Origin of the sequence: Novosphingobium pokkalii (assembly GCF_014652855.1) — a bacterium.
In the GTDB taxonomy this organism is placed as follows: Bacteria; Pseudomonadota; Alphaproteobacteria; order Sphingomonadales; family Sphingomonadaceae; genus Novosphingobium; species Novosphingobium pokkalii.
Genome location: NZ_BMZP01000005.1, coordinates 40,562 through 60,676 on the forward strand (window position 1 = coordinate 40,562; position 20,115 = coordinate 60,676).

The 20,115-nt window shown below is 68.8% G+C and carries 14 protein-coding genes; 8 read left to right on the top strand and 6 right to left on the bottom strand.

Going from position 1 to position 20,115, the window contains the following annotated elements; all coding sequences use genetic code 11:
• Positions 1-14 precede the first annotated feature (14 nt).
• From IE191_RS06890 to IE191_RS06905, 4 genes are all read left to right on the top strand, one after another.
• Positions 15-1,028, top strand: coding sequence for an alpha-ketoacid dehydrogenase subunit beta (locus IE191_RS06890; RefSeq protein ID WP_191323636.1), 1,014 nt, complete (start codon positions 15-17; stop codon positions 1,026-1,028).
• Positions 1,029-1,039: 11 nt separating this feature from the next.
• Positions 1,040-2,461, top strand: coding sequence for a 2-oxo acid dehydrogenase subunit E2 (locus tag IE191_RS06895; RefSeq protein ID WP_191323637.1), 1,422 nt, complete (start codon positions 1,040-1,042; stop codon positions 2,459-2,461).
• 19 nt (positions 2,462-2,480) lie between these two features.
• Positions 2,481-3,035 carry a VOC family protein gene (locus IE191_RS06900; protein WP_191323638.1) on the top strand — a complete coding sequence of 185 codons (555 nt, stop codon included), beginning with the start codon at positions 2,481-2,483 and terminating at the stop codon, positions 3,033-3,035.
• Positions 3,036-3,121: 86 nt separating this feature from the next.
• Positions 3,122-4,240 carry a zinc-binding dehydrogenase gene (locus IE191_RS06905; protein WP_191323639.1) on the top strand — a complete coding sequence of 373 codons (1,119 nt, stop codon included), beginning with the start codon at positions 3,122-3,124 and terminating at the stop codon, positions 4,238-4,240.
• Between the two features lie 309 nt (positions 4,241-4,549).
• Here the strand turns inward: IE191_RS06905 and IE191_RS06910 are convergent, their stop codons facing one another.
• Positions 4,550-4,966: a winged helix-turn-helix transcriptional regulator gene (locus IE191_RS06910; protein WP_229815158.1), complete on the bottom strand. Its 417-nt coding sequence runs from the start codon at positions 4,964-4,966 to the stop codon at positions 4,550-4,552.
• Between the two features lie 77 nt (positions 4,967-5,043).
• On the opposite strand from IE191_RS06910, the gene IE191_RS06915 reads away from it, so the two are divergent.
• Entirely contained in the window at positions 5,044-5,910 is an 867-nt protein-coding gene (locus IE191_RS06915; protein WP_191323640.1) for an SDR family oxidoreductase, read from the top strand.
• Positions 5,911-5,914: 4 nt separating this feature from the next.
• On the opposite strand, the gene IE191_RS06920 is transcribed toward IE191_RS06915, so the two are convergent.
• On the bottom strand, positions 5,915-7,897 hold the full coding sequence (locus tag IE191_RS06920; protein ID WP_229815159.1) for a glycoside hydrolase family 3 protein: 1,983 nt from the start codon (positions 7,895-7,897) through the stop codon (positions 5,915-5,917).
• A gap of 65 nt (positions 7,898-7,962) precedes the next feature.
• Positions 7,963-10,335: a TonB-dependent receptor gene (locus IE191_RS06925; protein WP_229815160.1), complete on the bottom strand. Its 2,373-nt coding sequence runs from the start codon at positions 10,333-10,335 to the stop codon at positions 7,963-7,965.
• Positions 10,336-10,516: 181 nt separating this feature from the next.
• On the opposite strand from IE191_RS06925, the gene IE191_RS06930 reads away from it, so the two are divergent.
• The gene (locus IE191_RS06930) at positions 10,517-11,593 is read left to right on the top strand and encodes a LacI family DNA-binding transcriptional regulator (RefSeq protein WP_191323641.1); all 1,077 of its coding nucleotides are present in this window, start codon (positions 10,517-10,519) and stop codon (positions 11,591-11,593) included.
• Positions 11,590-12,861 (top strand): MFS transporter, encoded by a 1,272-nt coding sequence (locus IE191_RS06935; RefSeq protein ID WP_191323642.1) that lies wholly within the window; start codon positions 11,590-11,592, stop codon positions 12,859-12,861. The genes IE191_RS06930 and IE191_RS06935 overlap by 4 nt, the downstream gene beginning before the upstream one ends.
• Here IE191_RS06935 and IE191_RS06940 read toward each other — a convergent pair.
• Entirely contained in the window at positions 12,858-16,250 is a 3,393-nt protein-coding gene (locus IE191_RS06940; RefSeq protein ID WP_191323643.1) for a glycosyltransferase, read from the bottom strand. The two genes, IE191_RS06935 and IE191_RS06940, sit on opposite strands and share 4 nt — an antisense overlap.
• Before the next feature lie 180 nt (positions 16,251-16,430).
• On the opposite strand from IE191_RS06940, the gene IE191_RS06945 reads away from it, so the two are divergent.
• Positions 16,431-17,462 (top strand): polysaccharide deacetylase family protein, encoded by a 1,032-nt coding sequence (locus tag IE191_RS06945; RefSeq protein WP_191323644.1) that lies wholly within the window; start codon positions 16,431-16,433, stop codon positions 17,460-17,462.
• An 11-nt stretch (positions 17,463-17,473) separates the two neighbouring features.
• Here the strand turns inward: IE191_RS06945 and IE191_RS06950 are convergent, their stop codons facing one another.
• Positions 17,474-18,598 carry an acyltransferase family protein gene (locus tag IE191_RS06950; RefSeq protein WP_191323645.1) on the bottom strand — a complete coding sequence of 375 codons (1,125 nt, stop codon included), beginning with the start codon at positions 18,596-18,598 and terminating at the stop codon, positions 17,474-17,476.
• A complete protein-coding gene (locus IE191_RS06955) occupies positions 18,595-20,115 on the bottom strand; it encodes a glycoside hydrolase family 30 protein (RefSeq protein WP_191323646.1) in 1,521 nt (506 codons plus the stop codon). Before IE191_RS06955 ends, IE191_RS06950 begins: the two co-directional genes overlap by 4 nt.

Below are 20,115 nucleotides of genomic sequence, written 5' to 3' on the forward strand. Positions count from 1 at the left end.
CGGGAGACACGACGATGACCAAGATGATGTACCGCGATGCCGTGCTTTCCACGATCATGGAGGAAATGGCGCGCGACCCCGATGTGGTCGTGCTGGGCGAAGACGTGGTGGGCGGCATGGGCACGGCGGGCGGCCCGGAAGCGATCGGCGGGATCTGGTCCACCTCCACCGGGCTCTACGATCGCTTTGGCCCGGGCCGGGTGATCGACACGCCGATTTCGGAAAGCGCCATCGTCGGCGCGGCGGCGGGCCTGGCGCTGTCGGGCAAGCGGCCGGTGGCCGAACTGATGTTTGCCGATTTCATCGGCGTGTGCCTTGACCAGTTGTGGAACCAGATTGCCAAGTTCCGCTATATGTTCGGCGGCAAGTCACGCTGCCCGGCGGTGATCCGCATGGCCTATGGCGCCGGGTTCAACGCCGCCGCGCAGCACAGCCAGTCGGTTCACCAGATCCTGACCGGCATGCCCGGCCTGAAAGTGGTGATGCCCGCCACGCCGGCGGATGTGAAAGGCCTGTTGCGCACCGCGATCCGCGACGATGATCCGGTGATCTTCCTGGAACACAAGGCGCTTTATGCCACCAGCGGCGACGTGCCCGATGATCCTGATTTCATGATCCCCTTCGGCCATGCACGCCTGTGTCGCGCCGGGGGCGACGTGACAATCGTGTCCACCGGCCTGTTGCTCGGCATGTGCGAGGCCGCGGCCGACCGCCTGGCCGCCGAGGGCATCGGCTGCGACGTGATCGACTTGCGCACCACCAGCCCGCTCGACGAGGAAACCATTCTCGACAGCGTGGAAGTGACCGGGCGCCTGGTGGTGGTGGACGAGGCGCCGCCGCGCTGTGGCCTGGCCGCAGACTTGCGCGCGCTGGTGGCGGAAAAGGCCTTTTCGAGCCTCAAGGCGCCACCGCTGCAAGTGACGCCGCCGCACACCCCGATCCCGTTCGCCCGCGAGCTGGAAAGCGCGTACCTGCCCTCGGTCGACAAGATCGAGGATGCGGTGCGCCGCGTTCTGGCCTGGCGCTGAAGGAGGCGCGCATGCCCGACATCCGCCCCTTCTGCATGCCCAAGTGGGGCATCGAGATGACCGAGGGAACCCTGGCCGAATGGAAGCTGGAGGAAGGCGCGGCCTTTTCCCGTGGGCAGCTCCTGTGCCTGATCGAAACCGCCAAGATCACCAACGAAGTGGAAGCCGAATGGGACGGCGTGCTGGCCCGCGTGCTGGTGCCGGCGGGCGGCGATCCGCAACCGGTGGGTGCGCTGCTCGCCGTGCTGGCCGAGCCTGGCGCGAGCGCACAGGACGTTGATGCCTTCATCGCCGGGTTCCGCCCGGCCGATGCCAGCGTGGCCGCGCGCGGCGCTGCGGCGCCTGCCTCTGCTCCGGCCCCGGCTGCCGAACCTGCCGCACCCCGGCCCCTGCTGACCAACCGTGCGATCAGCCCGGAAGCGCGCAAGCTGGCCGAACAGAGCGGGCTGGATATCGAGCCGATCGAGGGTTCGGGCCGCAACGGGCGCATCACCTTGCAGGACGTGCAGCAGGCGCTGCGCGCGCCAGCCCGCCCCGCCTTGCAGGGTGCGCTGGCCGCGCCAGAGGAAGACCACGCGGTCTTCGCCTCGCCGCTGGCCCGGCGGCTGGCCGCGCTCCATGGCATAGCCCTGGGCTCGATCACGGGCACCGGCCCGCGCGGCCGCATTTCCAAGGCCGATGTGCTCGCCCTGGTGCCACAGCCCGGCAGCGCGCCCGTCATCGGCACAGCGCCGTTCGTGCCGGTGCCCAATCCGCCCACGGTCGTGCCGTTCGACCGCGTGCGCAAGGTCGTGGCGCAGCGGCTGACCCAGGCCAAGCAGGAGATTCCCCACTTCTACCTGCGCACGAGCGCGCGGCTCGATGAACTGCTCGCCCTGCGCAAGACGGCCAACCTGGTGCTGGGCAGCAAGGCCACGATCAACGACTATCTGGTGCGCGCCACCGCGCTGGCCCTGGCGCAGCACGGCGATGTCAACGTGCAGGTGCACGGGGATAGCGTGCATCGTTTTGCCCATGCCGATATCGCCATTGCCGTCGCCAGTCCGAAGGGCCTGGTCACCCCGATCGTGCGCCAGGCCGATCGCCAGGGCATTGCCGCCATCGCGCAGGCCACGCGCGCGCTGATCGACAAGGCGCAGGCCGGCAAGCTTGCCTATGAAGACATGGACGGCGGCACGTTCTCCATCTCCAACCTCGGCATGTTCGGGGTGGAGGAATTTGCCGCGATCATCAATCCGCCCCAGGCCGCGATCCTGGCGGTGGGCGCGGCGGCGAGGCGCCCTTGCGAGCGGGCCGATGGCAGCGTGGGATTTGAAACGCGGCTGGCGCTGACCCTGTCGGTCGACCATCGCGCCATCGACGGGGCAGCAGGTGCAGCCTTCCTCGCCACGCTCAAGGACTTGCTCGAAACCCCCGAACGCCTGTTCGCCTGACGTCCACACGGAGATTCCCATGCCCCAGCGCGGCCCGCTTACCCGGCCCGGTCTTTTGGCCCAATTCGGCCCGATCTTCCAGATGGCCTACCTGCCTGCCGATTTCGACGCGGCGATCGATTACTGGACGCGCGTTGTCGGCGCCGGGCCGTTCTTCGTGATGGAAGGCATCACGCTGTCCGACATGACCTATCTTGGCCAACCCAGCGACGCGCGCTTTACCGCCGCCTGGGGCTATTGGGGCGACATGCAGATCGAGCTGATCCGCCCCGAAAACGACGCGCCCTCGATCTATACCGGCCCCTATGCCGTGACCGACCGGCTGCACCACGTCTGCGTGGAGGTGGACGACCTGGAGCCGGTGCGCGCGGCCCTGGCGCAGGCCGGCGCGACGATCCTGATCGAAGGCAAAGTGGGCGAAACCGGCGGGGTGATCTATGCCGATGCCGGCGCCGGACCGGGCGGCGTGATCGAGTATGTCAAGCTGATGGAAGGCGGCGCGGGCCTGTTCGCCATGATGCGCGAGGCCGCGCGCGACTGGGACGGCAGCGATCCGGTGCGCAAGCTGGGCTGAGGCGGGAGCGGGACAAGGCGCGGTTGCATGGCACCGCCCTCGCCCCCATGTTGCAGAGCCCTCGAACAGTCTGGATACCTTCTCGCATGGTCCCGCAAACCACTCTCGTCCTCACCAGCCAGGTCCAGGAAGACGGCAAGATCGTTGCCGCCCTGACCGAAATGCCGCTGCCGGCTCCGGCGGAACATGAAGTGGTCATCGCGGTGGAAGCCGCGCCGATCAACCCGTCCGACCTGGGCCTGCTGTTCAGCTCCGCGCGGATCGAGGATGCCGTCTTCGCCCCCGGACGGGTGGAAGCGCCGCTGTCCCCGGCCGGGCTGGCCGCCCTGTCCGGGCGACTGGGCGACGTGCTGCCGGTGGGCAACGAAGGCGCCGGCACGGTGATCGCGGCAGGCAGCGGCGCGGCGGCGCAGGCCCTGCTGGGCAAGCGCGTGGCAACCTTTGCGGGCGGCATGTATGCCCGCCATCGCGTGGTGCCGGTGGCTTCGTGCCTGGTGCTGCCCGAAGGCGCGAGCGCAAAGGATGGCGCGGCCGCCTTCGTCAACCCGCTGACCGCGCTGGGTTTTGTCGAAACGCTGCGCGCGGTGGGCGGCAAGGGCATCGTCCACACCGCTGCTGCCTCCAACCTGGGCCAGATGCTGGTGCGGCTGTGTGCGGCGGACGGCGTCGCGCTGGTCAACGTGGTGCGCAAGCCCGAGCAGGCCGCCTTGCTGAAAGACCTCGGCGCCGCCCACGTGGTGGACAGCTCCAGCCCCACGTTCCGCGAAGACCTGCGCCAGGCGATCGAGGCAACCGGCGCTGACACGGTGTTCGACGCAATCGGTGGCGGCCCGCTGCTGGGCACGATCCTGTCGACCATGGAGCAGGTTGGCCGCACCGCCGCCGGCGCCTATTCGCGCTATGGCTCCACCGCCAAGAAGCGCGCCTATGTCTATGGCATGCTCGATACCGGCCCGATCACCCTGCCGCGCGACATCGGCTTTGTCTGGGATGTTTCGGGCTGGCTGCTGTCGCCGGTGATGGAAGCGCTCGGCCCCGACGTGCGCGCGCGGATGCAGGCCCGCGTGGGCCAGGACCTGACGACCCTGTTCGCCTCCGCCTACAAGGCACAGGTGCCGCTAACGCACATTCTCGACGAAGCCGTGGTGCGCGATTTCACCCGCCGCGCCACCGGCGCGAAATACCTGATCCTGCCGGGCGCGTAAGGCCCGGTCAGGCGGCGTCCGCCGCGCTGTTAGGCCGTAAACTCATAAATGGCACCTCCGAGGCGCCAAAATGGCGAACATATCGGGCCAAAGTGACCGCAGCGAAGGCTGGTAGCCTTTGCAAGGGCACTTTGGGCTGAGATGGAAGCCATTTTGGCGCCGCTTCGCGGTTTAGCTTCGCTGGCCTTCGGCTGACCCAAAGGCCCCCTCGCAGCGTCGAAAGCACTTGAAATATGTAGAATATTCCTGCGCGCTTTCTCCTCGCGACGGGGCCTTTGGCCTCAAACCTCGGGAGTGCCATTTATGAGTTTACGGCCTAAAGCGCTGGCGGGCGACCGCGATGACATCGCCATGGTCCGCCGACCAGCGCACCAGCGCGAGCAGCGGCTGCATCAGCGACTGGCCCAGCGCCGTCAGGCGGTATTCCACCGCCGGCGGCCGGGTATCGAATACGGTGCGGTCAATGATTCCGTCGCGTTCCAGATCGCGCAGGCCCTGCGTCAGCATGCGGCGCGAAATATCCGGCAGCGCGCGGAGCAGCGCATTGAAGCGTTGCGGCCCGATATGCAGTTCCAGCAGGATCAGCACCGTCCACTTGGCCGCGACATGATCGAGAATGTTGCGCACCGGGCAATCGTGCGGATCGAACCCCGGCTGGCGCCACACCGGCGTGCCGCCATGGCCACCCATGCCTTCGGGCAGGTTCTCTCGGGGTAACCTCGTCACGGAAAACTGCCTCCTTCACGGCTCAGCAAAGGTCTCTATTTGAGACCTGCACTCTGCAACAGAAGGAAATGCGTGCCATGACCACCCATCTCGTGACCGGCGCCTCGGGCCAGCTTGGCCAGTTGACCATCGCCCATCTCGCCACCCTGGTCGATCCCGCCTCGATCATCGCCCTCGTGCGCTCCGACGAAGCCGCCGCGCGCTTCGCCGCGCAGGGCATCCAGACACGCCGGGGCGACTACAAGGACAGCGCCTCACTGGCCGCCGCATTTGCCGGGGTGGACCGTGTGCTGCTGATCTCCAGTTCCGAAATGGAAAACCGGGTGGCCCAGCACCAGGCGGCAATCGACGCGGCCAAGGCTGCCGGCGTGGCCTTCCTGGCCTATACTTCGGTGCTGCGCGCGCCGGAAAACCCGATGATCCTGGCGCGTGACCACGCCGCCACCGAAGCGCACCTGCGCGCCAGCGGCCTGCCCCACACCCTGCTGCGCAACGGGTGGTATATCGAAAACTACCTGGGCAGCGCGGCGCAGGCGCTGGCCAGCGGGCAATTGTTCGGGGCCGCCGGCACGGGACGCATCGCAGCAGCCGCGCGCGATGACTATGCCCTGGCGGCAGCGCACGTGCTGCGGGGCGGGCATGACGGCGCCGTGCTGGAACTGGCAGGCGATGACAGCTTCACGATGGCTGACCTGGCCAGCGCGCTGACCGACCTGGCCGGCAAGCCAATCGCTTTCGTCAACCTGCCCGAGGCTGCCCTGGCCCAAGGCCTGGTCCAGGCAGGACTGCCCGAACCCATGGCCACGATCTTGGCCGATGCCGACGCGCGGTCGGGCGACGGCGCGGTGTTTGACCAGAGCCGCATCCTGTCACGCTTGATCGGCCGGCCGACAACGCCGTGGCGCAGCCTCGTGGCCAAGGCGCTAGCACCGCAGCAAGCCTGACCGGTCAGCGGGGAGCGGCCCCCAGCCCGAAGCCGAACGGGAACAGCGGGTCGGCGCTGTCATCGCCCACCGCCGGGTTCTGCCGTTCGACCGCCGCCATCGAGCGCGGCAGTTCGAACGGCAGGCGCCCGCGCGCCGTCTCGCGCCCGGTAACCACATCGAGCAGGCCTTCATCGCTCACGCCGAAATTGCCGAGCACGGCGCGGGTCTTGGGCAGGATCTCGGTGAGGATCGCCGGGCGATCGAGGAACACCGCCAGCACCACAGGTACTTTGGCAGCGGCTTGGGCAACGGCATCGTAATCGGCATTGCCGGGGCGGAAATCGAGGCGCCCCTCGTTCTGGCGCGAGCCGAAGAAATGGTTGGGATGCAGCCGCTCGAACGGCGTGGAGGCGCGCATCAGGGCGACCTGGGCATCTTCGGCGCGGTCCACCACCACCAGCCCGTGTGCGCGGGCTTGCGCCGGATCGATGCCCTTGAGGAACACCCGCGTGCCGGCAGCGAGCGGCAGGATGCCACCTTCGTTGCGCAGCAGCACTTGCGCCTCGGCCTGGGCGCGGCGGCCCTCGGCAAGCGTGGCGGGCGTGACCACCGTGCTGGCCGCCGCCGGATCGACCAGGGGATTTTCAAACAGGCCAAGCTGGAACTTGAGCGTGAGAATGCGCGCCACCGCGGCATCGACGCGCGCGGGCGAAATCGTGCCGGCCTTCACATCCTGGATGATCCATTCCGGCTCGGTCACGCCGCCGAACTGGTCGATCCCGGCGTGCACCGCCTTGGCATAGCGCTGCGCCGGGGTGAGGTCTTCCACCCCCCAGGGCATGGCGATCTCGTTGGGCGTCTGCGGCTGGCTGGGCGCGCGGCAGGCCGGAGTGCAATCGCGGGTGATGCCCCAGTCCGACAGGACCAGCCCCTTGTAGGCATAGTCCTTGCGCAGCAGGCCGAGCAGTTGCGCATTATAGCCGGCGGCCACGGGCTCCAGCGGCTTGCCCGCCACGGTGGGGCCGCTGATGATGTCATAGGTGGGCATCACGCCGGCCACGCCAGCAGCAAAGGCGCCCAGGAACGGGGTAATATGGGTTTTCAGCGTGGCGTTGTCGTGCACCGCCAGGCGCCCGTAATAGTTATGCCCGTCAAAGCCTTGCGGATTGGCGCCATAACCCACCCAGTGCTTGACCACCGTGGCCACGCCATCGCGGGCCAGCGCACGGTCCCCGCCCTGGAAGCCCGCGACATAGGCCTGCACCATGGTGCGGGCGAGATCGGCATTGGCGCCGAACGTGCCGGTGCCGCGTGGCCAGCGCGGCTCGGTAAACAGGTCTGCCTGGGGCGATAGCGCCATGTGGATGCCCGTGGCGCGGTATTCGCGGCGCGCCACGTCGCCGAAATGGCGCATCAGCGCGGCATCGCCGAGTGCAGCAAAGCCAAGCGTCTCGGGCCATTGCGAATAGCCCTGGGTGGCTCCGCTGGCGCCCACGGTCACCTGGAAATGGTGGCGCGGATCGGTGCTGATGATCAGGGGAATACCCAGCCGGGTTTCGGCGGCGATCCGCTGGATCGCGTTGTTTTCCTCCGCCATGCGTTCGGGCGACACGGCCAGGCGGGTGATGAAGCTGGTGATGTGCTGATCGGCGATCGCCTTGCGCGCGGCGTCCTGGTCATAGCCGCGCGTGGAGGCGCCCACGGCGCTGTCGGTCGCGGTGAGCGAGCCATGCATCATGGCGCCGGCCTTTTCCTCCAGCGTCATCCGCCCGACCAGATCGGCCACGCGCCGCGCCACCGGCAAGCGCCAGTCCTCGTAGGGATCGAGCCGCCCGTTGCGATCGAGATCGCGGAAGCGCAGGCCATCCACGGTCAACACCGGCCCGGCCTGGGTCGCGATGGTCGGCTGCACCGGGGCTGCGGGCGCCGCCAGCGCTGCCACCGGCAAGTGGGCAAACAGCACGGCGAGCATGCGGGCGGGCAGACGATGGGAAATCAGAGTCATCGGCAAGGCTTCCGGGGCAACGGGAAAAGCCGGGGCCGCGCGCTGGCGCGGCCCCGCAGGGTGGATCAGAAGCGCAGGCCGGCGCGCACGCCATAGAGGCGCGGGTCGGAAAGTTGCGCCACGCCATCATCGAACGTGCCGCCAAAGTTGGCAACGATCTGCGCACTCGACAGCGTCAGGCGGTTTTCGATGTTGCGGACAAAGCCCTGGAGATACCAGGTGCCGCCGGGGGCATTGTACGTCGCGCTCAGGTCGGTCTTGGTGAAGGCCGGCTGGCGGAACTGCGCGCGTAGCGCCGGGGCGGTGATCATGTAGCTGGCCGACATGCGGGTGCGCGCGCCCAACTGGATATCGCCATCGCCGACCGGGATCGTCCAGGTATAGCCGGCAAACAACGTCCATTCGGGCGAACGGTCCAGCTTCTTGCCGGCAAACTGCGCGGTCAGGGGCCCGGCGGAGTCGATCAGGTAATCGGTATAGCGGGCGTTGAGCCAGTTGACCGAGAGATCGATCTGGTGGTTGCGCGCCGGCTTGATCACGCTTTCCAGCTCCACCCCGTCAACCTTGGCGCGGCCAGCGTTGAGCGTGCGCTGGACCGGCGAGCCAGCCACCAGCGTCAACTGCGAAAGCTGGAGGTTGGTGTAGTCATAGTGGAACACGCTGCCGTTGAGGCGCAGGGCATTGCCCGCGATGCGCGCCTTGAAGCCGGCTTCGTACGACGTGAGCGTTTCGGGCTGGTAATAGAGCAGATCGGGCGTGGTCACCGCACTGCCGTTGCAGTTGGCCGTGCCGGCCAGGCAGCCATCGTTGAACCCGCCCGCCTTGTAGCCGGTGGCGACGGTGCCATAGACCAGCGTGGTGGGCGTGGCATCGAATTCGAAGCCGCCGCGCCAGGTGATCTTGCTGTAGCTCACTTCCGCATTGTTGAGCGAATCCTGCACGCCGCGCGGATTGGTCGTGCCGGGCTGGGTGCCCGTGGTGAAATCCAGCGGATCGTTGACCGTCGCGTGATAGATCGTGGCACCCACGCGACGCTTCTTGTCCTTGGTCCAGCGCACGCCGCCGGTCAGGCGGAAGGTGTCGGCCAGGCTGTAGGTGCCCTGGCCGAACAGGGCGAAGGATTCCGAATTGGTCTTTTGCGGGAAGCCGAAGATATAGCCGCGCTGGCCCTGCTGAAACCCCTGGGTGCCATAGAGCAGGAACGAGATGTCCGACTTTTCCTTGAAGTAATAGGCGCCGGTCTGGAGCTTGAGCGCGCCGGTGTTGACGGCAAAGCGCAGTTCCTGCGAATTCTGGTTGTAGGAGCCGTCAAACGTCTGGGGCGAAGTGACCACCGCGCCTGAGGTGCGGTTCACGCCGGTCAGGCCGGTGAACTGCTCGTCGCGGGTCAACTCGCGATAGGAACCCAGATAGTTGAGCGTGAGCCAGTCGGTCAGGTCAACCTTGAGATCGCCCTGCACGCCCCAGGTGTTGTTGTCGCGCAGCGATTGCCAGCGCTCGGGATAGGTCAGCGTGCTCACCTGGTCGGCACTGCGGCCGGTGCGCACAACCGGATCGTTGCCCAACTGGCCATCGGCCGGCACCGTAAACGGCGCCTGGTAGAGATTGGAAAGCAGCACGCCTGCCCCCGGATGGCCCTTCATGCTGCTGTAGTCCCCGCGCAGCACGAGCCGCACGCTGCTGCTCGGCTCGATCAGGACGGACAGGCGGCCCGAGAGGTTTTCCTTGGCCGGATCGAGCGTGTAGGGCGACACGCCTTGCAGGATATAGCTGTTGCGGCGATCATAGTTCACCGCGCCGCGCACCGCGATGAACTCACCCACCGGCACGTTGACCACGCCAGTCGCCTGGATCGTGTTGTAGTTGCCATAAGTGCCGTCGAAGCTGGCGCTGAACTTGCCGAGGCGCGGCGCCGCCGAAATCAGGCTGACCAGGCCAGCGGTGGTGTTGCGGCCATAGAGCGTGCCCTGCGGCCCGCGCAGCACTTCCACGCGATCGAGATCGAAGAAGCTGACTTCCTGCGCCTGCGGGCGGGCGAGGAACACGCCATCCACCACGAAGCCGGCCGAGGGATCGCCCTTTTCCGAATTGTCGGTGCTGCTCACCCCGCGAATGGTGATCTGCAAGCCGGCCGAGCCGCCGCGATCGATCGACAGGTTGGGCGCGACTTCGGTGAGCTGCGTGGCGTTGGTCACGCCGGTCTTGGTCAGGCTGTCACCGCCGATCGCGGTGATCGCCACCGGTGTCTTGGACAGCAGCGTGTTTTCGCGAGTGGCGGTGACGATGATTTCGCCGCTGTCGGGCGTGGCGACCGCCGCCTGGGTGGCCGCCGCATCGCTGGCGACACCGGTTGCCGCGGCTTCTTGCGCATGGGCGCACATCTGGGCCAGCGCCAGCATCGAACCAGCGGCGAACAGAATACGGGTACGGGTTTTCAAGACATCCTCCCTGTTGTGGTCATCATTGCCCAGGCCGTTGCGTCAGCCGTGGGATTTAGCGCTAAATCTACCATCTGTCTTTCGCTGTCAACCCGATTCTCCCGGCTTGCTTTTGCCGCCGCATATGCAAAACCGGCCGACCCCATGCGGGGCCAGCCGATCGCACCGGAACAAGGGCACGATGACAGACAAGACCGACGGCATGGAGGCCGAGCCAGAACGCCGCACACGCCGCCGGGGCAGCCAGGGCGTGACGATCCGCGACGTGGCGCAGCGGGCGGGCGTGTCGCTGATGACCGTGTCCAACGCGATCAACGGCACCGGCAAGATGGCACCGGCCACGCGCCAGGCGGTGCTGGACGCGATCGCCGAGCTGGGCTTTGCCCCCAATACCGCCGCACGCAGCCTGGCCGGGGCGGCATCGCTGCGCATCGGCTTCCTCCATGCCAAGGTGAACAACGGCTTTCTGGGCGCGATGCTGATCGGCGCCTTGCAGGCCGCCAGCCTCAACGGCGCGCAATTGCTGGTGCGCGGGGTGAACAGCGGCGACGTGGCGAGCCTGGCCGAGGCCATTGCCAGCCTGCGCGACAATGGCGCGCGCGGCCTGATCCTGTCGCCGCCCTATGCGGAAATGCTGGCGCTGCTGCCGGCGCCCGGGCCGATGCTGCCGGTGGCGGTGGTCGCGGCCGGCTCTGCCATGCCGGGGCTGGTCACCGTGCGGGTGGACGATAGGCTGGCGATGCGCCAGCTCACCACGCGGCTGCTGGAGCAAGGCCATCGCCGCATCGGTTTCATCACCGGCCCGGCCGGGCACACCTCCAGCGCCGCGCGCCTGCAAGGCTATCGCGAGGCCCTCGCCGCGTTCGGCGTGGTGGCCGACGACGATCTGGTGATGCCGGGCACGTTCCACTTCCACTCTGCCATGCCCGCAGCCCGCACCTTGCTCGAACGGACCGCGCCGCCCAGCGCCATCGTGGCCAGCAACGACGACATGGCCGCTGCCGTGATTGCCGTTGCCGCGCAGATGGGCGTGCCGGTGCCCGAACGCCTGGCCGTGACCGGCTTCAACGACGAAGCCATCGCCCAGACCATCTGGCCAACATTGACCACGATCCACCAGCCGGTGCAGGCCATGGCCGAACAGGCCCTGTCGCGCCTGATCAACCGCTTGCGCGGACAGCCGGTGGAAGATGACCTGGTGCTCGATTTTGCCTTGATCGAGCGCGCCTCTACCGGGGCACCGGCGGACGGGCCATGACGGCAGCGACCGCCCGCCCGGCGAGCGCTGGCCTGAGGCCCTGGCTGCTGCCGGTGCTGCTGATGGCGGCCAACACGCTTTCGTTCGTCGATCGCCAGATCCTGGCGCTGCTGATCGACCCGATCCGGCGCGACCTGGGCCTCGGCGATGCGGCGGCGGGCATGCTCTATGGCCTGGGCTTCACCCTGTCCTACCTGTTCGCCGCGTTTCCGCTGGCTTGGCTGGCCGATCGCGTGGGGCCAAGGCGGGTCATCGTCGGGTCGGTGATGGTCTGGAGCCTGGCCACCGGCCTGTGTGGCCTGGCCCGCTCGTTCGCGAGCCTCGCGGCGGCGCGGATGGCAGTGGGGCTGGGCGAAGGCGGGCTGACTCCAGCCGCGCTCGCCTGGATCAACCGCCAGTTCCCGCGCGAGCGCGTGGCGACGATGATCGGCGTGTTCCAGAGCGGGATCTATCTCGGCAACGGCCTGGCCCTGCTGGTGGGTGGCTGGATCGCGCTGCATTTCGATCCCTGGGCCGCCCATCGCGTGCCGGTGCTGGGAACCCTGGCCGGCTGGCAGGTCGCATTCGCATTGCTGGCGCTGCCCGGGCTGGCACTGGCGGCCGCGCTGGCGCTGTGCCCGGCGCCGGGGCCGGGGGATGCCCGGCTGGAACCGCGCGCAGGGGTTGCCCCGCCCTGGCGCATTGCGCCGCTGCCGGCGCTGCTGATCGCGGCCTATGCCTGTTTCGTGATGGGCGGCAACGGCGCGCAAGTGTGGACCCCCACCCTGCTCCAGCGCCATTTCGGCTGGGCAGTGCATGAGGCGGGCTTTCTGCTCGGTTCGATCAGCCTGGTCTGCGGCATGCTGGGCACTCTGGCCGGGGGCCTTGCCGGAGACGCGATGGCCCGCCGTGCCGGGCCACGCGGGATGGTCACCATCACGCTGGCGGCCGTGGCCACGGTCGTGCCGCTGGCCCTGGCGTTTCCGCTGGTGCCGTCGGCCATGCTGGCCATCGTGCTGGTGGCGGCACATCAAGCCGCCTCGGCCTTTGCCCTGTGCGGCGGGATGGCGGCATTGCAGGCCGTGGTGCCAGAGGCGCAGCGCACCCGCACCACGGCATTGTTGATGGTGGGGATCAACCTGGGCGGTACGCTGGCTGGCCCCTGGGCCATGGGGGCCGTGTCGCAGGCCTGGCCCGGCGCTGGGCTTGGCCCGGCCATGGCGCTGACCGGCAGCCTCGCCACCGCGACGGCCGCCTTGCTTCTCGCCCTCGCCCGGCGCCTGGCCTAAGCGGCCCGGTCGAGCGAGGGACCAGGCAGCGGCGCGTCCGCAGCGACCGGCGCAACCTCCGCCATCGGCGGCAGCGGGGCGGTGCAGGTGCCGCTGCGCTGCTGCCGCCCCCAGGCCACGCGCGGCCCGGCCAGCGCGGCAAAGACCGCGCGCACGACCACGGCATAGAGCAATTGGCGATAGCCCAGCCGCATCGCCAGCAGTCGCAGCGCGGGCAGCCGTCCTTCCTGGCCATCAAGGCGATAGGCGATCATGCCGCAGCCCAGCTCGATCGCCAGGAACAGCGCCCAGAACCCCAGCATCAGGCCGATATCCCCCTCCAGCGCGGAAAAGCCGTGGTTGGCCGTGCGCCAGGCCAGATCGCCCAGCCCGAGCAGCAGCGCGATATCGATCACCGGTGAAAACAGCCCGAGCACCACCTGGAACAGCCACGCCTGGGGCAAGCCGAACCGCGCCAGGCCGCGCGGCTGCCCGTGCCACAGCACAGCGCGATGCTTCCACAGGCATTGCAGCGTGCCGAACGCCCAGCGATAGCGCTGCCGCCACAGCGCGGCGACGGTTTCGGGCGCCTCGGTCCAGGCCACGGCCAGGGGATCGCAGGCCACGCGCCAGCCGGCGCGCTGGATGGCGATGGTCAGGTCCTGATCCTCGGCCAGGGTATCAGTGGGATAGCCGCCCACCGCATCGAGCGCCGCGCGGCGCCAGGCCCCGACCGCGCCGGGCACCACGGTAACCGCGCCCAGGGCATCGAGCGCGCGCCGTTCCAGCGCCTGCGCCGTGACATATTCCACCGCCTGCCAGCGGGTGAGCAGGTTGACCCGGTTGCCGATGCGCGCATTGCCCGCCACCGCGCCGATCGCGGGATCGGCAAACCAGGCGGCGAGGCGGGAGATGGTATCGGGCTCGAACCGGGTATCGGCATCGAGCGCGATCACCACGTCCGCCTTGGCCAGGGCCAGCGCATGGTTGAGCGCGCGCGCCTTGCCGCCATTGTCCAGGCGCAGCAGCGCGACGCGCGGATCGTGGCCAAAGGTGCGTGCCACCACGGCAGCGGTCTCGTCGGTCGAGCCATCGTCGATCACGATCACTTCCAGCCGCACCCCTTGCGAGTCCAGCACGCGGCGCACACTGGCCGCGATCACCCGCGCTTCGTTGAATGCGGGGATCAGCACCGAGACAAAGCCCGGCACGCGGTGAGGCAGCGGGGCGGGCCGCCCAGCCTGGCGCCGCGCCTGCCACAGCGCGAGGCCGGCCATGAGCAAGGCCCGCGCCATGCCCAGGGCGATGGCCCCGGCAAACAGCCAGCCGAGCAGGCGCCGGCCGGCCCCGAGCGCGGCAAAGCCCTCTCCCGCCGCGCGGGCCATCGGCGCCTGCGCCCCGGCGAGCGGGGGCATCGCCTGATCGCGCGACAACCCTGCCAGTTCCGACACCGTGACGAAGCGATAGCCGCGCGCACGCAATTGCGCGATGATCTGCGGCAAGGCCTGCACCGTGGCATGGCGATCGCCGCCGGAATCGTGCAGCAGCACCACTTGCCGGGCGGCATGGGCATTGCCGCTTTCCACTTGCGCCACGGTGCGCGCCACCAGCGTGGCGGCGTCTGCCCCGGTCCAGTCCAGCGGATCGACGTTGAGGCCCACGGTCAGGTAGCCCAGCCCGGCGGCGATGCGCGGCACGCGCAGCCGCGCGGCGGTATCGGGATCGGCATCGCCCAGATAGGGCGCGCGGAACAGGCGCAGCGAGCGGCCGGTATAGCTTTCGACCAGCCGCTGCGTGGCGTTGATTTCCAGCGCCACGGCGGCATCGCTCAGACGATCGAGATCGGGATGGGTGGTGGAATGGTTGCCCAGTTCGCTGCCCTGCGCCAGGATCGCGCGCAGCAGGCCCGGTTCGCCCAGCGCGTTGCTGCCGGTTACGAAGAACGTGGCGGGCACGCCATGGCGGCGCAGCACGGCCAGGATCTGCGGCGTCCAGCGCGGATCGGGGCCATCGTCGAAGGTCAGCGCCACTTCGCGCCGCATCATCCCGCCGCGCCACACTTCGCTGGCGGCGGGCAGGCGGCGATAGGCGGCCTGGTGGATCAGGCCATCGCCAGCCGGCGCGGCCTGACGCCAGCCGCCATGCGCCGGGGCACCCAGCCGCAGCACTTCGCCTTCGCCCAGCAGGGCCACGCCCGGCGGGGCCGGCAGGGCGGCCATGCCCTGCGCCTGACCGGCCAGCGCGGACCAGAACCCCGGATCTTCCCCGCCCAGCTTCCACAGCGCCAGGCCTGCCGGGGCCAGGCGGCGCAGCACCTGCATCTGGTTCCAACTGGCCATGGCATCCAGCAGCCAGACCTGGTGCCGGCGCCCGTCGCGGCGATAGGCAAAGCCGCTGTTGCCGCTGGCCGCATCGAACAGCGGCACCGTGCCCGCCTCGCGCGCGCGTTGCCAGGCCTGATCGAGGCCGATCGGTTCGGCCAGGCCGCCATCGGGCCAGTCATAGGCATAGCTGCCCAGCGCCACCACGGCCTTGTCCGCGCCCACGGCCGCCACCCCTTCGGCCACCACGCGGGCGAACCATCCCTGTGCGGCGATCGGCCCGGCACGGCCGGTCAGCCAGTGCTGGTCATAGGCCATCAGGATCACGCGATCGACAGCGCGCGCATAGGCTGCCAGATCCCACTGCGCATCGGCCACCGGCGCGGCGATCAGCACCTGTTGACCGCGTGGCGCGAGGCGCGCCCGCGCCTGCGCCAGAAAGGCCTGGTAATCGCCATGCGCGGCGGCGGGCAGGTTTTCCAGATCGAGCACCACGCCGCGTGCGTTCCAGCGCGCCATTGCTGCCTCGATCCGGTCGAGAAAACGCAGCCGCTGCGCCGGATCGGCCAGCAGGCGCGCGAGCCCTGCGCCATCCCACCCGGCATCGCCCTCGGCATCGTTCTGCACCATCAGCAGCACCGCCAGCCGGGGCTGCGCGCGCAGGACATCGGCCAGTTCCTCGTCCTGCGCCTCGATCCAGGCATGCTGCGGCCCGCGCACCGAAACCAGCCCCACCGCCACGGCCGACAGCGCGCCGGCGTGCGCGGCCAGCGCCTGGCGCCCGGCGCGGTCCCCGGCCATGACAAAACCGATGCGCTCGGCCGCCAAGGGCGCGGCTGCGCCGCTCCGGGCCGGTGGCAGCCATGCGCTGTCCTCGCTGCTTTCGCCAACCCGGTCGAGCCGTTCGGCTACCGCCGAGGGTGCCGGCCTGCCGCCGGGCAAGACCGGCGCCACGCGATGATCAAGCCAGGCCACGCCCAGCACCAGGGCGCCAAGCCCGATGACGAGGATCGCGCCCAGCAATGCCGTAGCCGCCTTGACCCAGCGACCACGCCGGCCGCTGGGATCGTGAAATATCTGAAGATGCAAGGCCCTGTCCCGCCTGATGAAGGATCGCGGCGGGGATGGCGCACAAGGCGTGGCCATCGCCTGAGCCAGGGCATGCGCAATCCTACGGGCTTAAAATGTGGTCGTCGGGCGAAATGATCACGATAGCGCTATCATTCGCGTTTTATGCAGCCTATCACGGACAAAAGACTGGGAGAGACCATGCGCCGACATATCCGTGCCATCCTTGCCGCAGCCGCGATCCTCGCAATCCCGATGGCGGCGCAGGCCAACGATCTGCCGATCCTGCCGCAAGCGGCCGACCAGCCCCGCCCCGCCGGCACCCGTGCCAAGCTGCGTGTGCTCGATTGGGCCGGCATGCGCGCGGCGGTCAGCTATACCTTTGACGATGCCCAGCCCTCGCAAAGCGAACACCTCGACGAACTGCTCGCCACCGGCGCGCCGATGACGGAATATATCGTGAGCAGCGCGATGCAGACGGCGCCCGATTTCGTTTCGAGCTGGCGCAAGGCGGGCAAGGCCGGCTGGGAGCTGGGCAACCACACCGGGCATCACTGTCCGTTCGGGCAGGCGTGCGGCGGCCTGGCGCGGTTCGATGCGGCCAGCGACATCGATGCAGCCGAACGCGTGATCACCGGCACGCTCAAAGCGCCGGGGGTGTGGACGCTGGCCTATCCGTTTGGCGATACCCGTTGGCGCGAGGCGACCGAACCGCGCGTGTTCCTGGCGCGCGGGGTGCAGCCGGGCAGCGTGGCGCCCCATGGCGGCGATCGCTACAACCTGCCGGTGTTCCCGGTGGCGCAGGGCCAGGTGGCGCGCGATTTCGACCAGGGGGTGGACTCGGCGCGCGCGCAGCGCCACTGGCTGATCTTCATGTTCCACAGCCTGCGCCCGACCAAGGCGGACTGGTTTGCCGGCGTCGAGACCAGCGACGTCGTCGCCAATGTTCGCCGCACCCAGGGGCTGCGCGATGTGTGGATCGGCACGCTGGCCGATGTCGGCGCCTATTGGCTGGGGCAGCAGATCGTGGAAGCCGCCGTGGCCAAGGCCGCCAATCCCGACACGCCGCAGACCTGGCGCTGGGCCGTGCCGGCACATTTCCCGCCCGGCCGCATGCTGCGCGTGCGCGTGGACGGCGGCACGCTGTCCCAGGGCGGCCAGGACCTGCCCTGGGATGCGCATGGGTTCTACACTGTCGCGCTTGATGCTGGTGAGCTGAGCTGGCGGCCCTGAATCGAGCGAGCCTAGGCGCGGCGGGCAAGCCAGCGGCGGATCGGTCGGTCCCACGCTGCTTCGGCCGCCCAGGCCACGGCGATCAGGAACGGCACCAGCGCCAGGCCGATCACCAGCATGCGCGTGGATGACGGCTGCGCCTTGGCCACATAGTTCATCCACACATAAAGAAACGGAAAGTGGGTGATGTAGATGGGATAGGACAGCCGCCCGCAGACCCGCACCAGCCAGCCGGACAGCGCGCCGGCCTGCGAATGGCAGCCAGCCACGATCATCGCCGGGAACAGCAGGATGACGCAGGCCGCTTCATAGAGGCCATTGAGCTTGACCCCGCCCACCACCGGCCAGATCGGCAGGAGCATGGCCCCGACCATGATCGCCGAAAGCAGCGGCCAACCCAGCCGCACCTGGGGCAGGCGATCACGCACGCGATAGAGCCACAGGCCGGTCACGAAGGGAAAGCACAGCCGCACCGGCGCCATCCACAGGGTTTCCCAATAGGAACCCTGGTCAAGCGAGCCGAGCGCCAGGCCGCTTGCGGCAAGGCCAGCGCCGCTGACCAGCGCGAGCGCGCCGAGCGCGCGCGTCGACCAATGGCGCAGCACCAGCGCATAGGCGAGGTTGCCCAGGTATTCCTGCAACAGGCTCCAGCACGGGCCGTTGAGCGGGTGGGTATCGGTCCAGCGGCTGGGGAGTGGCCAGGTTGGGATCAGGGCCAGGCCCATGACCAGCGCCACCACCACGCGCGACAGGGCAATGGCCTGCTCCGGCGCGCCCCAGGGATCGAGCAGATAGCTGGCAAAGCCCAGCAGCACGCCCAGGATCACCAGCGGGTGCAGGCGCACCAGGCGCAGGCGCAGGAACTGGCCCACGCTCATCCGGCCCCAGCGGTCATCATAGGCATAGCCGATGACAAAGCCCGACAGCGCAAAGAAGAAATCCACGGCCAGCGGCGCGTGGTGCAGGATGACCTTGTCCCCCTGCCACAGCACGGTGATGCCCTGGATGTGAAACAGCACGACCATCAGCGCCGCCGTGCCGCGCAGCCCATCGAGCACAGCAAAGTGCGCCTTGCCCGTTGCCGTTGCGTCTTGCGTCGCTGCATTCATCGACAGTGCCCCCCGGCTGTGCGTCATGCCAGGCGGTCTGCCGGCACGATCACGGTGTTGAGCGAATCCGGCTCCAACGGCAAGGCCAGGGTCTTGTCCCCGATGCGATAGGTGACGGTGGATGGCTGGGCCACGGCGTTGCTGGCCACCAGCACCAGCGATCCATCGGGATTGCGGAAGGCAAGCTGGTCGACATAGCCGAGGAAGCTTTCCACCGGCACCAGCCGCGCGCCGGGGCGGACATGGGCGGAAAGATGCCGCACCAGCCAATAATCCTCGCCCAGGCGGAACGTGCCGGCGTTGGTGTCCACTTCGACCAGGCTGTTCTGCGGCCAGCCCCAGCCGCTCATCCCGCCCTGCGGCATGGCCATGTTCCAATACGTCCACACCGTGGCACCGTGCTCGAAATAGCGCTTGATCGTCTGCCAGCCATAGCGGGCATAGCGCCAATCGTTGGTGCCCACGCCGCATTCCTGCTCAGACCCCCACAGCTCCAGCGCGGGATAGCGTTCGCGCAGCGGGCCAAGCGCATCCTTGCCGGCCCATTGCACGCCGATGCCCTTGATCGCGGCGGCGGCATCGGGATGGGCCATGACGCGGTCGAACAGGTCGATATTGCCGCGCTCCAGCGTGCCGAAGAACACGCGCGTGCCCACCTTGTCCATTTCCCGCGCCAGGAACGGGATAAACCGCGCCAGGCCTTCGGGCGTCCAGCAGCAACTGGGAAAGGGCTGGGCCGAATTGAATTCGTTCTGGGGCATCACCGTGTCGATGCGGATGCCGGCCTTGGCATATTCCTCCACATAGCGGCGGAAATAGCGGGCATAGGCGGCAAGCGTGCGATCATCGAGCCGGAAGGAATCGCGCCCCTCCTGGCCCAATTGCGCCGGGGTGATGCCGTTGGATGGCTGCCCCGGCCAGGCCGGCGCCTGGGCATAATGGCCGCCCTGCTTCATCCAGGTGGGCGGCGACCAGGGCGAAGCCCAGACTTTGAGATCGGGGCGCAGGCGCTGCGCCGCCTGGATAAACGGGATCAGCGTGTCGCGATCATTGGCGATGGTAAAATGCGCCAGGTCATAATCGCCGGGCGTTTCGTCATAGCTGTACCAGCCGCGCGAAATGTCGTTGGCGCCGATCGGCGTGCGGCAATGGTTGAACCCGCAGCCATCGTCCCCAAACAGCGCAGCCAGGGCCTCGCTGCGCCGCGCCGGCGGCAGGGCCATCAGCGCCTGCCAGCCTTTTTCCGAAAAGGCCCCGCCAAAGCCGGCAATGGTCTGGCGCGGCGCATCGAGCCGCACGGTGGCGCCCACGGCGAAGGGATCGGCCGACACGGCACCCAGCGCCGGCAGCGCCCTGCCCTGCCATGGCCGCCCAGCCACAGTGGCAAGCCAGCGCGCGCCGCCTGCTGTGCGCTCTGGCGTAGCCGCCGGCACGGGCGCCCGTGCTGCGGCAGACATGCCAGGCATGCCTGCCGCAGCCGCCCCCATTCCGATCAGCGCCATCGCGTCGCGCCGCTTGATCCCCCGGTTGGCCCCCTGTTCCAT